Source organism: Chloroflexus islandicus, assembly GCF_001650695.1.
In the GTDB taxonomy this organism is placed as follows: domain Bacteria; phylum Chloroflexota; class Chloroflexia; order Chloroflexales; family Chloroflexaceae; genus Chloroflexus; species Chloroflexus islandicus.
This window is the reverse complement of sequence record NZ_LWQS01000039.1, coordinates 60,214-74,524: the sequence shown is the minus strand read 5'-3', so window position 1 is coordinate 74,524 and position 14,311 is coordinate 60,214. Positions and strand designations below refer to the sequence as shown.

Below are 14,311 nucleotides of genomic sequence, written 5' to 3'. Positions count from 1 at the left end.
TGATGGTAGCACACGCTCTGCCACCCGTCCGCCAGTGGGCGGGTGGTGGATTCGGATTAGCGGTTGTCTATCTGCCAAAGGGCCGCCATGCTCGCTATCGACACCTTACTCAATGGTCATTACCGCATTACTGTCGCACTCGATGCCTATCCTGACGCCGAGTTGTACCGCGCGATCGATCAGCGCTCGTCATTGCGCGTGCTGATTACCGCCTTGCCCCAGCCCAATCAGGCCGCGGTAGATGATGTCTTGCGGCTGGCGCGCGAGCTGGCGCAAGTCTATATGCCGGGGTTGCTGGCGTTGCGCGACTATTTCGCGATCGATCAGGTGTGCTATCTAGTAGCTGATGATCCCGGCGGTGCTGACCTTGAGCGGTTTGCCCGCGAGCGCGGCGCGCCGCTCCCCGAAAGTGAGACGTTAGCGATCGTTGACCGGCTGCTGCAGGTGCTCGAACGCTTGCACGCGCATCAGCCGCCGCTCTTGCTGGGTGATGTGCGCACGTGTGATTTCTGGTCGTCACCTGAAGGCGGGTTGAGTCTGGCTCCGTTTGCTTGCGCGCGTCACGTGGGTTTTGAAGCCACGCCGTACCGTGCGCCGGAGTTGTACGATCATTCGGTTGAGCCGGCGCCGGTGAGCGATATTTATGCGATTGGCGCTGTGCTCTACCACTTGCTGACCGGTTGGCCGCCGCCGCCGGCTCATCAACGGCAGGCCGGCATACCGCTCAATGCGCCGCGTGCGCTGAACCCGCAGGTGTCGGTGTTGGCCGAGCAGCTTACGTTGCGGGCGCTTGAGCTGAAGCCGGCCAATCGCTATCAGCGGGTGAGCGAGATGCGCAGCGCGCTTGAGACGGTGCGGCTGATGGCCGGGCGACCGATGGGGGCGATGTCTCCGGCTGAGAAGATGGTCGCGGTTGCGCCGGCCCCAGCCACGCCAGCGCCGGTTACGCCAGCGCCGGTTGCGCCAACTCCGGCTACGCCGGCGCCGTTGCCGCCAGCTCCACCACCCGCTGCTGCTCCGGCAGGAGCGACCGCAACTGTTGCCGCACCGTCGCGTCCTTTCATTAGCACCTCGTGTCTGCTGGCTATCGTGGGTGGTCTTGCGGTCATTGCACTTGGTGTTTGCGTCGTCGTTGCCGTGCTGGTGGGTCTCTACATGACCAATAGTTCGCTGTTTGGCTGGATCGGCGGCGCAGCAGCGATGTCGCCGACGATGCCGGCCCTGCCTACCCCGACCGCGGCTACGGCGGCAGAGCTGTTACAGCAGGTGGAAGCGATTACCCAAACGGCCCAGTTGCGCGAAGATGGGCTAGGGGCGGCGGCCTACAGTCCCGATGGTCAAGTGGCGGCGGTCGCCGTGGGTGCGGTGGTGCAGCTGCGCAATGCCGAGACGTTGGTGTCGCAGACGACGCTCAATGGCCATACCGGTGATGTCAGCGCGCTGGCGTTTAGTCCCGACGGTGCGATCCTCGCTTCCGGCGCCCAAGATGATCCGGTCGTGCGGTTGTGGGATGTGCGTAATGGCCGTGAGCTAGCCCAATTGCGCGGCCACGAGGATTGGATCCGCTCGTTGGCCTTTAGCCCCGATGGCCGGCTGCTGGCTTCGGGCAGCGCCGATCGCACGGTGCGCATTTGGGATGTGGCAAGCGGGCAGACGTTGGTTGTGCTGCGCGGCCATACCGATCTACTCGGCAATGTTGCGTTTAGCCCTAATGGCCAACGTTTGGCCTCGGCCTCGCGCGACGGGACAGCGCGTTTGTGGGATGTGGCTAGCGGGCGGCAGATCGATGCCTTCCGCTTCAATGCGCCGGTTGACCCGCAGAGCAATACGCCCTTCTGGTTGACCGGGATCGCCTTTTCACCTGATGGACGCCAGCTTGCGGTTGGTTCGATCAACGGCAACGTCTACCTGCTCGACGCTGCGACCGGCGATGTTCAACGCGAGTTGCGCGGTCACGACGGCTGGGTGGTCATTCGCGGCGTCGCCTATAGTCCCGATGGTCGCTTGTTGGCTAGTGCTAGCCTCGACGGCAGCGTGCGGTTGTGGAACCCGGCCAACGGCGCCGAGCGTGGGGTGTTGCGCCAGCGTGGTTTGCGGCTGCTGGGGTTGAGCTGGAATCCAGATGGCAAACGGATTCTCGCCTCAAGCGATATGGGTGGCAATTTGGTGGTTTGGAATGCCGATACCACCGAAGTCATCCAGAGCTTTCAGGTCACGCAGGGGGTCGTGACTGGGGTGAGTTATGGGCCAGACGGCAGCTTACTGGCGGCAAGCGGCGCTAATGGCGCGGTGCGAGTGCATGTGTTTGAGAGCGGGCGAACCATCAGTCTTGACGGCGGGGCGGCGACGACGCGCTATATCGAGTTTATTAGCGATACCGAAGTGGTGGCGATCAGCGAAGCTGGCGAGATTGTGACAATCGATCTCACGAATCGCCGGCCTAACGAGCAATTGAGCGGCATGAACGGGTTTCCGCTCAATTTGGCGGTCAGCCCTGATCGAAGCCTAATCGCCGTCGGCAACGAGCGCGGAGAAGTATACATCTGGGAGACCGCGAGTCGCCAGTATCTCCGCCGGCTGAGCGGGTTGGGCGGGCCGATCTATACCCTTGCCTTTAGCGGGAACGGCGCCTATCTAGCGGCGGCCACTAATCAACCCGCTGACGCGCCGCAGATTGCGGTCTGGGAGATGGCCCGCGGCGGGAATCCGCAGATCGTGCGCGGCCACAATGGCCCGATCACGAGCATCGTTTTTCACAATACCTTGCTGCTCAGCGCTAGCAGTGACGGTTCGTTGCGGGTGCGCGACGTGGCGCGCAATAATGCGGAAGTGTTGCAGATGAGCTTGCCCGCCGATCGCGGTTGGGTGAGCAGTCTAGCAGTGACGTCTGATGGCAACTTGCTCATTGCCGGCACGATCAGCGGTCATTTGGCATTCTACCGCTTTAGTGACGGCACACTGCTGCGCGAAATCGATCTTGCTGCCGGTGCAGTGTTGGCGATGGCGATTGCGCCCAGTGGTTCGCAATTGGCGGTCAGCACCCGCGATGAGGGGATTTTGTTGTTTGATTTGACGCCGGTGAAGTGACGCGGGTTGGAACGGCGCAAGCATCTTGGCGCCGCGCGGAGGGTCAGCGCGATGCTCTGCCCGCACGCGGCGAAGCAATCCCCCGCGAGAGCGGGAGGGATGCCCTGAGCGGGCTTCCTGTCGCTAGAGCAGGAGATTGCTTCGGTCGCGCGGCACCCCGCTCCGCTGGGTGCCGCTGCTCCCTCGCAATGACAGACGGGTCATCTGTCATTGCGAGCCGCCGGAGGCGGCGAAGCAATCCCCCGCGAGAGCGGGAGGGATGCCCTGAGCGGGCTTCCTGTCGCTAGAGCAGGAGATTGCTTCGGTCGCGCGGCACCCCGCTCTGCTGGGTGCCGCCGCGCCCTCGCAATGACAACGGGTTATCTGTCATTGCGTGCCCTCACTATCCCCTACGAATCATTACCCTCTCGCAGCATCGGGGTGTCTGGTTGCCAACCGCTCAAGCTGTTCTACCGCAGCCATGACCCCGCCTTCCAACCGCATCTGGTTGGCGATATCTTCGGCGCGCGCGCGGTGGGGGGGCGATAGCGCCTGCTGTAATGCCACGCTGAGCCGTTCAACCGTGAGTTCGCCCACTGGCAGCGGGGCTGGATTGGCGCCGGTGAGATGCGCGCGCCATGCCCAAAACGGCTGGTCGGCGGCAAATGGCACGATCACCGCCGGCAGACCAGCACGGAGGGCGGCGGCGGTGGTGCCCGCTCCGCCGTGGTGGATCATCGCGGCGGCTTGGGGTAGCAGCCAGTCGTGGGGAATGTCGCCGGCGAGGTAGATGTGATCGGGCATCTGTTGCGGCAGCACATTGCCCCAACCGCGCTGCACAATCCCGCGCTGGCCGGTGCGCCGGAGGGTCTCGATTACGATGGTCGCAATCCGGGTTGCCTCGCGGCTCGCCATGCTGCCGAAACTGACCACCACCGGCGGCGGCCCGCCGGCGAGAAAGGTGGCCAGATCGGGCGGCGGTTGCCAGTGTGGCTGATGGAGGCGCCACGTGCCGGTTTGGATGCTCAAGGGCGCTGTTCCCGGCGGTACTAGCACCTTGCTGTAGGCCAGCAAGAGCGGAATGGCGCGGCCCGGCGCGGCCCATGGCAAGCGCGGCGGGCCGATGTCGGGGTGGCGCTGGCGCAAGATGCGATAGGCCACACTTTGACTGGTGCGGAAGACAAGGTGGGCAAAGACGTGACTCAACCGCCGCCAGCGAAAATCCATCTGGGTGGTTGGCCACATCAGGTTGGCAATCTCGGCTGGCGGATCGAAGAAGGGAAACAGATCGACCGCGCATTCGGCGATGTTGTAGTGCTGCGCGTACAGATGGCCGAGCGCGACGGTCAAAAAGGTATGGACGATTAGATCAGCGGATTTGGCGGCCTGTTGAATCCGGCGCGCAACCTCCACCCCTAGCGGCAAGGCGAACCGGTAGATGATGCTAATCAGGTGCAATGGCCGGCCACGCGCTTCATCGGCAATCTGGCGCGCAAGTTGTTCGATGTCTCCCGGCAGGGGTACGAATGCGATCTGGTGTTCGGCGGCAAGCTGGTCAAAACGCTCTGGTGCGGCCAAGATCGGCTGGTGGCCGGCAGCGCGCAGTGCCGCTCCCAGCGCGACAAAGGGCTGGACATCGCCACGGCTGCCGTAGGTGAGCATTAACACGCGCATAGCTGATCGCTCACTCCGCTTCCATCACCCGCAGATACTCTTGGTCAAATTGCCAGAGCAACCCTTCCGATTGGGCGTATGGGCCGGGCCGGTACGCGCGCGAGCTAACTCCTTGCTGCGAGAGTTCGCAGACGTGCCAATCTTGCCGGTTGGTGCGATCCCAGAATGCCACCGCGTCGGCGGGGTCAAAATCGGCGGTAGCCATCACTTCCGGCGCAAAGTACCATTCGCAGATGACGGTGGTTGTGTCGGGCCGGCGCGGAATGAGCCGGTGCGCCATCACGTAGTCGGGGTGCAGACTGAGCAATAGATTGGGGAAAATGGAGTAGTAGTAGACACGCCGTTGATCAGCCGCGGCGAGACCGGGCAGGGGCGGGCGGCGGGTGTGGCCGTCGAGAGTCATGCTTTCGTGGGTCAGTTCCATATAGCCGCCCAAGAAGGGGCCGCTAGTCAAGTCATTGCGCCCGCTCTGCCACGGCGAGACAGCCACCAGTTCGGGGTGGATCAGCGGGCAGTGGTAACATTCTGAATAGTTCGCGACGATCAGCTTCCAATTGGCTGCCACTTCGTAGACGATCTGAGCGCCGCGTTGGAGGCGGGCCACTTCCCATGCCTGAAACTTGCCGATCAACGGCGCGAAGGCTTGGGCAAACGGGGTTGGCTGATCGGCCAGCGACACAAACACAAACCCGTCCCATTCGGCGACGGCCACACTGATCAGGGGCCAGTCTTCACGCCGAAAATCGGGTGCATCTTGCATATATCGGGCCGTCGCCAGCGAACCATCGAGCCGGTACGTCCAAGCATGGTAGGGGCAAATAATGCTCTCGCCGAGCTGGCCATGCGCCTCGGTGCAGAGCCGCGCTCCGCGGTGACGGCAGACGTTATAATAAGCGCGGAGTTGGCCGCTCTGATCGCGGAGCAAGATCAGGTTTTCGCCAGCGACCTCAATGAGACGGTAGTCACCGGCAGCCGGTACATCGGCGCTGCGTCCGGCGCAGACCCACTGGCGGGCAAAGATGCGCTCTTGTTCGTGGGCAAACACGTCCGCCGAGGTGAAGTAGAAACCGGGCAAGGTGTACGCCGGACGATCAAGCGAAGCGCGCACAAAGGTGGCCATACCCAAATCCTTTCACATGCGATATAATGCCATTTGAAAAGGAACTGCTATCGATTATCCAGTGGCGAAGGAGGGACGAATGTTCAACCCGTTCAAGCGGAAGGATCAGACGCAATCCGAACCGGAAGGTCGCGTCCCGCCGGGACAATACGTTACCGAGAAGTTTCCGGTGCTGCACTATGGAACTGTCCCTCAGTATACCAATGTTGACGAACAATGGGATCTGCGCTGCTGGGGTGAATTGGCTGAACCGGCGCGGTTTAGCTTCCGCGAGTTTCGCGCCTTGCCGACCGTGACCATCAAGACGGACATTCACTGTGTGACGCGCTGGAGCAAGCTCGATACCGTGTGGGAAGGTGTTAGCTTCCGCGAGTTTTTGCGCCATATTCCGCCACTCAAGCCATCGGCTCGGTTTGTGATTGCCCACAGCGAGCAGGGCTATACCGCCAATCTACCGCTCGACGTGTTGCTCGATGATGATGTGCTGCTGGCCTATAAGTATGATGGGCAAGAGCTAACGCCGGAGCATGGCTACCCGCTGCGCTTGTTGGTGCCGAAAAAGTACTTCTGGAAGAGCGCCAAATGGCTGCGCGGCTTAGAGTTCCTTGATCACGATCGGCTTGGTTTCTGGGAACGCTACGGCTACAGCAACAACGCCGATCCGTGGCGAGAAGAGCGGTATGCTGACGATTGACGACCACGATGAGCGGATTGCGGCGGCGATTGCCGAGCAGCAGGCGCTGCGCCAGCGCGTTGTGTCGCGTGATGTGTTTGGCGAATTGCGCTTAGTGGCCGGGGTTGATGCCGGTTTCGAGCAAGATGGCGCTGTTATTCGCGCCGCGGTGGTGGTGTTGCGTTTTCCTGAGCTGGCGCCGGTCGATTATGCGCTGGTGCGCCAGCCGGTGACGTTTCCGTATGTGCCGGGTCTGCTCGCTTTTCGCGAAGCGCCGGCGATCATGGCCGCGCTCGACCGGTTGCGCGAAACACCCGATCTCGTGATCTGCGATGGGCATGGCATTGCTCACCCGCGCCGGTGCGGGATTGCTTGCCATATCGGGGTGTTGCTCGATCTCCCAACGATTGGGTGCGCCAAGCAACGGCTCGTTGGCCGCTTTACCCCGCCCGCGCCTGAACGCGGCGCGCGTAGTCCGCTTTTCGACGGTCATGAACAGATCGGTTGGGTGCTCCGCACGCGCGCCGATGCCCAACCGGTCTTTGTCTCACCCGGCCATCGCGTCAGTCTCGATCGCGCCCCTGAGCTGGTGATGGCCTGTACCACGCGCTTTCGCCTGCCCGAGACCACTCGTTTCGCCCACCGATTAGCTTCCCACGGCCAATTGCCGCTCGTTTGAGCTAAGCACGTACAAATTGGCGACAATTTCCGCGCATCTTTTGCCCACTTCGCGCGGTTTCTTTAGTAGAGCGATCAAACTACGGAGAAACTGCTGTGCGTTGGTGGGCAATGATCACAATCTTGCTCGTGCTGGCCGGAATGTGGCTCCAGCCGCTTCAGGCGCAGCCGCCGTTGGTGCTGATCAACGAAGTGATGCACAATCCGGGTGCCGGCCCAGAGTGGGTTGAGCTGTATAATCCCGGCCCGTTGCCGGTCGATCTGAGCGGCTGGCGGATTGATGACGTGATGATTGGCGGCCCGCATACCCTGATTGCCGAAGGAATGGTCATCCCGCCCGGTGGCTTGGTGGTGGTGATATTAACGAGCGCCATTCTCAACAACGGCGATCCTGATCAGGCGCAGTTGAGTAATCGAGCAGGCCAGATCGTTGATCAAAGCCCCTTGACCGTCGTCCCGCGTGATCAAACCATTGCCCGCCAGCCTGATGGCAGTGCCGACTGGCAGGTTGGCGCACCGACGCCGGGAGCGTGGAATAGCGGGGAACCACCTGCGCCTGCCCAGACAGCGACAGTGGCAACCCCCCATCCCAGTCAGCCTCCTGAGGAGGACAATGGCCCCCACCCCAGCCCTCCCCCGCTGGGGGAGGGTGAAGATGTGATGGCGACCGCGACCGCAACGAGCACGGCGACCGCAACGAGCACCGCGACCGCAACGAGCACGGCGACCGCAACGAGCACCGCGACCGCAACGAGCACGGCGACCGCAACGAGCACGGCGACTCCGGTGGCGGCATTCGATCAGGTCATCATCAACGAAATCGCGGCGGCTGGCGAGCATGAGTGGGTCGAGGTCTACAACCGTGGTCTAACCGCGGTAGACCTCAGCGGGTGGGTGGTGGAGCGGGTAAGTGCGAGCGGGAGTATGGTGCGCCGCGTGCTGCCGGCGATCACGATCCAACCCGATGCCTATCTGGTGGTTGAGGTGGCGAAAGGGAGTTTGCCCGATAGCGGCGCGCGCCTGACCCTGTTCTGGGGTCAGACAGCGATGAGTGCGCCAGTTGAGTACCCGGCGCTGACGGCGGCAACGGTCTATGCCCGGCAGGGAGACGCGGCGTCAGTGTGGTTTATCACTACTGCGCCAACGCCGGGTGAGCCGAACCCGATCCCAGAGCCGGCAGCCACCGTGACCGCAACGAGCACAGCATTAACATTACCATCTGCCACGCGCGCGCCTTCAGCGACCGTTTCCAGTCCTAGCCCTCTCCCGGCAGAGGGCAGCCCTTCCCCGCTGGGGGAGGGTGAACATATGACGGCGACACCCACTCCGACCCCTGTCGCGGCGTTTGATCAGGTCATCATCAACGAAATCGCGGCGGCTGGCGAGCATGAGTGGGTCGAGTTGTACAATCGCGGCACTACGCCGGTTGATCTCACGGGTTGGATGATCGAGCGGGTGAGTGGCAGCGTCGTGCGGCGTTATCTGACGTCCATGACGATCCTACCCGGCGATTATGCCCTGATTGAGGTGGCGAAAGGGAGTTTACCCGACAGCGGTGCGCGCCTGACCCTGTTCTGGGGGCAGACGGCGATGAGCGCACCGGTAGAATACCCGGCGCTGACGGCAGCCACTGTTTATGCCCGAGTGGGAGATGGCGCAGCCACATGGGCCGTCAGCACCGAGCCAACGCCGGGTGAGCCGAATCCGATCCCGGAACCGGCGGCACTGGCGATGCCCACAGCGACCCGTACACCGACCGAGACGCGGACGCCCACAGCGACCCGTACACCGACCGAGACGCGGACGCCGACCGCCACTCGTACACCGACCGAGACGCGGACGCCCACAGCGACCCGTACACCGACCGAGACGCGGACGCCCACAGCGACCCGTACACCGACCGTCACCCGCACACCGACCGCGACCAAAATACCAACGGCTACTCGCGTGCCAACGGTAACGAAAACTCCCACGGTCACTAAGACGCCGGCTGTACTGCCGAGCGCTTTGCCAACGCCGTGGCCGGTGGGGAGCATCGTGATCAGCGCGCTGCTGCCAGCGCCGGTGACCGGTGAGAGTGAATGGGTTGAAGTAACCAGTTATTATGCCTCGCCGATCAATCTACGCGACTGGTTTTTGAGCGATGCGAGCGGTCAGCGCCGGTCATTGGCCGAGCAGGAATTGGCGCCGGGGGAGACGGTGCGCATTCTGATGACGCGCGCCTTGCTCAATAACGGCGGCGATACGGTCACGTTGCACGATCCGTCAGGGACGGTGATCGATACCTTCACGTATACAGCCGCAACAGTCGGGCAGATCATTTGGCGTCGATCAGATGCAGCGGCGAGTCTGCCGAGTAGTGCGCAACCCGGCGCTGATCCGCCTTCGCTTGTAGTGGCGGCAACCGGCCTCGTGCTCACGCCGGTGGCACCCCAACCGCTAGCCGAACCTCGACCGGCTTCGCTCTTGCCACGGTCGCCAGCAGCCGCCTACTTGAGCGCCACGCTTCCGCTCCCAACGCCAACCCGCTTGCCCACGGCGGAAACGGACTGTGCCGATTGCGCGCAACCGGCGTGGCCATGGTCACGGATGGCGGCAGCAGCGTTAGGTGTTATCGCCTTACTGCTGTTTGTTGCCGAACCAACACCGGCAAAGGCGGCACAACGCGATCAGGATATGCTATAATCTCACAACACTGGTGCCGCCATCCGCTGAAGCGATAGTTCAGAGAGGAACCCCCTATGAAAGATCTGCCTACCCTCATCAGTGAACGGTTAACGCAGAACCTGTGGGGAGTTCTCGGTAATCAAGGCTATATCCTTGGCATCGACCTCGGCAGTTACGGCTTGCGCGCGGCGCTGGTCGATCTGCAGCACCATACCTATCATAACGCTGCCATTGAAGCAGTTGATCACGAAGACCCTGAAACCACGGTGACGAAGGTCATTGCACTGGTACAGGACTTGATGGCGCAGGAAGGGGTAACGGTCGATCGGTTGGTGCGAGTGGGGATTGGCTTCAGCGGGCCGGTTGATCTACGCCATGGGACGGTGCGGCTGGCGCCGCGACGGCCCGGCTGGGAAAATTATCCGTTGCAAGAGCGGTTTGAGCAGGCGTTTGATGCGGTGACGCTGATCGATAATGATGCCAATCTGATCGCGCTCGGTGAGGCGACGTTTGGGGTTGGCAAAGGGTGCCAGCACCTCTTCTACTTTCACCTGAGCACCGGTGTGGGTGGTGGGGCAGTGTTGAATGGCCGGCTCTACCACGGCGCCCATTCGATGGCCGGTGAGATTGGCCATGCGGTCGTGGGCCACGGCTGGGATGGCGATGGCCGGCCAGAGACGCTCGAGGAATTGGTTTCGATCAGCGGTTTGTTGCGGCGCGCAAATGCCGCCGGGATGGCCGCCGAACGGCTCGAAGACATTTTTAGCGATCATCCGGTGGCGCGCCGGGTGGTGCAGCATACGATTGATCTGATGGCGACCCGGATCGCGCAGGTCATTGCGTTGCTCGATCCCGAAATGGTTGTGCTGGGTGGTATCGTGGTGCGGATCGGCGGCGAGTCGTTTGTTGAGTCGATCGCCGCTCGGGTCAATGATTTCATCGCGCCGCAGTTTGCGCGTCCGGTGCCAGTGGTGGCTTCAGTGCTCGGCCCCGATAGCGTTGCCATCGGCGCAGTGGCCATGGCGCTCGATAGTTTGTCGGATTAAGCGCCAGCAAGGTTGGCGGGGTTGGCTGCCAATGCGGCAATATCGGCTGCACAGCCGTATGCCTGCTGCTTGCTGATTGCCACTGCTGCGCTTGCCACTGTCCGCCGGTGACAACTGCAATCTTCCGTCACGCCTGATGCCCGCCGTGATTTGCGCGCAGCGCCGAGCAATGCTACAATACGGGAAGCTATATCGTACACCCTACGGATAGCAGGGAGGCAAATGAAGCCTCTCTGTTTCCTGTTGTCTGTAAGTGTCATGGGGGCTGCATGGACGCGAAGATGATCGTCTTTGGCGACACGGCTGTTGATCGCTTGCTCCAGTGGCTACGAGCGAGCGGCGAGCCGAAAGATGTGCGCGAGTTGTTGGTGCAATACCTTGAAATCTTAAGCAAGCTGGTGATGGAGGAGAGCGAATGACCGCCACGACAGGAACGTTGGCCGATGAAGTATGGCGGCTGATGACCGCGCAAGGAATCCTCTTCGCCGTTGATGCCCCTATCCGCCAGACGTTGCAGAATCTGGTCGAGTTTTTTGCCGCGCGGTGGCAGCGCGATCCTGCGCAGGTGCGCGCCGAACTCGAAGCGGCACTGGCGGCTGATGAGCGCTTTACCCGCGAGGAGGTCAATGGCCAAGTGATTTTTGTGACCTCCCGGCAAGGGCGTTACGTTCCCCGTGATACGACCGATATCCATACCTTCAAGCAACGGCTCTATGAACCGGAGAAGCCGCTGCCGATCGATGATTTGAGCGTCGTGGTTTCAACCTCTCGCCCGGCGATTACGACGGTCGAGCCAGTGTACATTTCCGATTACTGGATCGAGCAGGCCCGGTTGGTGACGGCCAAAGCTGCCGAGCACGAACCGGTTGTCGAGCCGCCAGCGCCGGTTGAGCCAGCTTCAGAGGTTGCACCGGAGGTCGCCGAGCAGCCTGTCGCAGCGCCGGCAACGCCGGTAGCGGTCGAACCGCCGTCAGCAGCGCCGATTATTGCCGAAACCGTAGCGGCGCCTGTTGAGCCGGTTGTTGCGGCTGAGCCGGTTCCGGCTGAGCCGGCCCCGCCGCCGGCTGTGCCTGCTGAACGCAGCACAATCTTGGTGGTTGATGGCATGGCTATCGATCTGAGCCGCTCGCCAGCCGAGATTGTGGCGGAATATGGCCCGGCCCTCGAACGGATTCTAGCCGAGCGGCTCGAACAAGATCCGCTCCGCCGGATCGTCAGCTTTGGCCGGATGCATTATCCGGAAGATAAACTGACGAGCTTCGGCAAGAATGATCTGCGCAAGATCCGCGATTACATTCTCGAACGCAACGAGCCCTTGCTCGATACCGAGATTGTCGCTGATCTGTACTATCACAATCCTCGCCAGTCTGATTATGAAGGCTTCCGCTTCTCGCTCAACTACCGGTTGTCACGCGAGAAGGATTTTGAGTTCGTCGGCGTGGAAGGGGCTAATATCTGGTCTACCAAGGGGTTGCCGGCGATTGGCTCGAAGCGGGTGAAAGCGGCGGAGATGGGCCAGTTGACGTCGTACCTCATCGAAGGCTTTGATGATAGCCTTGCTGAGCAGAGCGCCGAGTCGATTGCGGCCAGCGGCAGTGTGACTCGCCTCTTGACCTTCTTCGAGTGGGAGTTTGGCGTTCTGCCGCTCGATGCGGCGCTGACGGCGCTGTTGCCGAAGCCGGTCTTCCCCGACCAGCGCAGCGCAGTGCTCCGCTTCGAGTCGCCGCAGCATTTTGGCACCTATCTGGTGGAAGTGCGTTATCCGACCGGCAACCGCGGCGGCTGGCTGCAAGGTCTGGAAGATTTCTTCCGCGAGCACCTTGTCCCCGGTGCGCTGATTACGATTAGCCGCGGTGAGGCCGTTAACGTCTTCACCATTACGTATGAAGAGGCGAGCGAGACGACTGGCCGCCTGTTGACGCTCGATGAAAAGAAGAATAAGTTCGCGTTTGCGAATATGACCTTCTATTGCGCCGTCGATGATGATCTGCTGCCAGAGCAGAATCGTTACGGCAAGCTGCGCAATCTGAAGGCGTTCCCCATGGGTGAGCGGCGGAAGGCCGAGATGATCCTTGAACACGTTTGCGAGACAATGGGTGAGCGCGGCGGCAGCCGCGAGCAGCCAGTCTACCGGGTGAGTTTCGCTGACATCTTCATGGCCTACAATGTGCTGCGCCCAGCCTCGCGTTCCTTCTTGCTGGCGCTGCTGGCGAACCATCCGGCAATTGCCGCCGATCCTGCGGCTGAAGGTGTCTACCTCTTCACGCCGCCGCCAGAGGAAACTGATGAGGCCGAGGCCGTTGAGGAGGACGAGGATTTGCCCATCCAGCCGGCCTTGCGCCGCCGCAGCGGTCGCTATATCGAGGAAGATGAGTAAGCGACGTTGCTGCGTATCGTTACCGTATCCAAGCCTATGTAACGATGAAGAGACGTTGCCCGGCAACGTCTCTTCATCCCTGTCAGGTATATGATGACCCCAAGTTTTGCCGAGCGGGTTGCCCAACTTGATGCCACTGAACACGCTCCGACCCGTCTCGATCTGAAGCTGCTTGCGAATCTTGGCCCAGAGAGTGTGTATATCTTCTGGGAGCAGTGGCAGCGGTTTGGCCTTGACCGGCGACGGCATATTATGCGCTTGTTGGCCGAATTAGCCGAAGAACAGGTTCGGCTTGATTATCGGCCAGTGTTTCGCGCCTGTTTGGCTGACCAAGACCCTGAGATTCGGGTGCTGGCGATCGAAGGCTTGTGGGAAGATGACCACGAGCAGATGATGGATCGGCTGATCCGGATGATTCACGACCCAGCCGGCGAGGTGCGCGCTGCGGCGTTGCTCAGCCTTGCCCGCTTTGCTTACCGCGCCGAAATTGGCGAGCTGGCCCTTGAGGCCTGCGAGCGGCTGCACACGGCGTTGCTCGACGCTGCCGATGATCCTGAGCAGCCGCTTGAGGTGCGGCGGCGGGCGATTGAGGCGCTGGGGTATTTTGCTGGCTCGCGGGAGGCGCAGGCTGCGATCGGGCGGGCCTATAGCATGGACGATATCCTGATGCGCGAGAGCGCAGTTCTAGCGATGGGCCGTTCGATGCGACCGAGCTGGTTCCCCTATATCGAGCGCGAGTTGAAAAGCCCCTCGCCGGCGCTGCGCTACGAAGCGGCGCGGGCCGTCGGCGAGATTGGCGAAGATGGCCGCGAGTTGTTGCCTTCGCTCTTGCCGCTGGTTGACGATGATGATACCGAGATTGCGCTGGCTGCGATCTGGGCGCTTGGCCAAGTCGGCGGCCCTGATGCGCGCCGGATTCTCAAGCGGATTGCCCGCTCGCGTGACGAGACCCGCGCGCAGGCGGCGCAAGACGCTCTCGCTGAACTCGATCTTGACACCCTCTGAGGCTG

Annotated in this window: 10 protein-coding genes; 8 read left to right on the top strand and 2 right to left on the bottom strand. The window is 62.0% G+C overall.

All coding sequences use genetic code 11. From position 1 onward, the window contains the following. The first annotated feature begins 87 nt into the window (after positions 1 to 87). Positions 88 to 3,087, top strand: a complete 3,000-nt coding sequence (locus A6A03_RS05960) for a protein kinase family protein (protein WP_066784843.1) — start codon at positions 88 to 90, stop codon at positions 3,085 to 3,087. Positions 3,088 to 3,486: 399 nt separating this feature from the next. On the opposite strand, the gene A6A03_RS05955 is transcribed toward A6A03_RS05960, so the two are convergent. Continuing rightward, a complete protein-coding gene (locus A6A03_RS05955; RefSeq protein ID WP_066784840.1) occupies positions 3,487 to 4,740 on the bottom strand; it encodes a glycosyltransferase in 1,254 nt (417 codons plus the stop codon). Positions 4,741 to 4,750: 10 nt separating this feature from the next. Further along, entirely contained in the window at positions 4,751 to 5,860 is a 1,110-nt protein-coding gene (locus tag A6A03_RS05950; protein ID WP_066784836.1) for an aromatic ring-hydroxylating oxygenase subunit alpha, read from the bottom strand. A 79-nt stretch (positions 5,861 to 5,939) separates the two neighbouring features. On the opposite strand from A6A03_RS05950, the gene A6A03_RS05945 reads away from it, so the two are divergent. From A6A03_RS05945 to A6A03_RS05920, 7 genes are all read left to right on the top strand, one after another. After that, positions 5,940 to 6,554 (top strand): sulfite oxidase-like oxidoreductase, encoded by a 615-nt coding sequence (locus A6A03_RS05945; protein ID WP_066784834.1) that lies wholly within the window; start codon positions 5,940 to 5,942, stop codon positions 6,552 to 6,554. Further along, positions 6,541 to 7,212, top strand: coding sequence for a deoxyribonuclease V (nfi, locus tag A6A03_RS05940; RefSeq protein ID WP_066784831.1), 672 nt, complete (start codon positions 6,541 to 6,543; stop codon positions 7,210 to 7,212). Before A6A03_RS05945 ends, nfi begins: the two co-directional genes overlap by 14 nt. A 95-nt stretch (positions 7,213 to 7,307) precedes the next feature. Next, entirely contained in the window at positions 7,308 to 9,896 is a 2,589-nt protein-coding gene (locus A6A03_RS05935) for a lamin tail domain-containing protein (protein WP_066784829.1), read from the top strand. A gap of 56 nt (positions 9,897 to 9,952) precedes the next feature. Further along, entirely contained in the window at positions 9,953 to 10,924 is a 972-nt protein-coding gene (locus A6A03_RS05930; protein ID WP_066784826.1) for an ROK family protein, read from the top strand. Positions 10,925 to 11,193: 269 nt separating this feature from the next. Further along, a complete protein-coding gene (locus A6A03_RS20300; protein WP_156525279.1) occupies positions 11,194 to 11,343 on the top strand; it encodes a hypothetical protein in 150 nt (49 codons plus the stop codon). Continuing rightward, entirely contained in the window at positions 11,340 to 13,301 is a 1,962-nt protein-coding gene (locus A6A03_RS05925; protein WP_066784823.1) for a hypothetical protein, read from the top strand. Before A6A03_RS20300 ends, A6A03_RS05925 begins: the two co-directional genes overlap by 4 nt. Positions 13,302 to 13,394: 93 nt before the next feature. After that, on the top strand, positions 13,395 to 14,306 hold the full coding sequence (locus A6A03_RS05920; RefSeq protein ID WP_066784822.1) for a HEAT repeat domain-containing protein: 912 nt from the start codon (positions 13,395 to 13,397) through the stop codon (positions 14,304 to 14,306). The last annotated feature ends 5 nt before the right edge of the window (positions 14,307 to 14,311 follow it).

Bases quoted from the DNA above. Each gene is read 5' to 3' on its own strand.
- A6A03_RS05960 (WP_066784843.1), top strand. From the start codon at position 88: ATGCTCGCTATCGACACCTTACTCAATGGTCATTACCGCATTACTGTC.
- A6A03_RS05955 (WP_066784840.1), bottom strand. From the start codon at position 4,740: ATGCGCGTGTTAATGCTCACCTACGGCAGCCGTGGCGATGTCCAGCCC.
- A6A03_RS05950 (WP_066784836.1), bottom strand. From the start codon at position 5,860: ATGGCCACCTTTGTGCGCGCTTCGCTTGATCGTCCGGCGTACACCTTG.
- A6A03_RS05945 (WP_066784834.1), top strand. From the start codon at position 5,940: ATGTTCAACCCGTTCAAGCGGAAGGATCAGACGCAATCCGAACCGGAA.
- nfi (WP_066784831.1), top strand. From the start codon at position 6,541: ATGCTGACGATTGACGACCACGATGAGCGGATTGCGGCGGCGATTGCC.
- A6A03_RS05930 (WP_066784826.1), top strand. From the start codon at position 9,953: ATGAAAGATCTGCCTACCCTCATCAGTGAACGGTTAACGCAGAACCTG.
- A6A03_RS20300 (WP_156525279.1), top strand. From the start codon at position 11,194: ATGGACGCGAAGATGATCGTCTTTGGCGACACGGCTGTTGATCGCTTG.
- A6A03_RS05925 (WP_066784823.1), top strand. From the start codon at position 11,340: ATGACCGCCACGACAGGAACGTTGGCCGATGAAGTATGGCGGCTGATG.
- A6A03_RS05920 (WP_066784822.1), top strand. From the start codon at position 13,395: ATGACCCCAAGTTTTGCCGAGCGGGTTGCCCAACTTGATGCCACTGAA.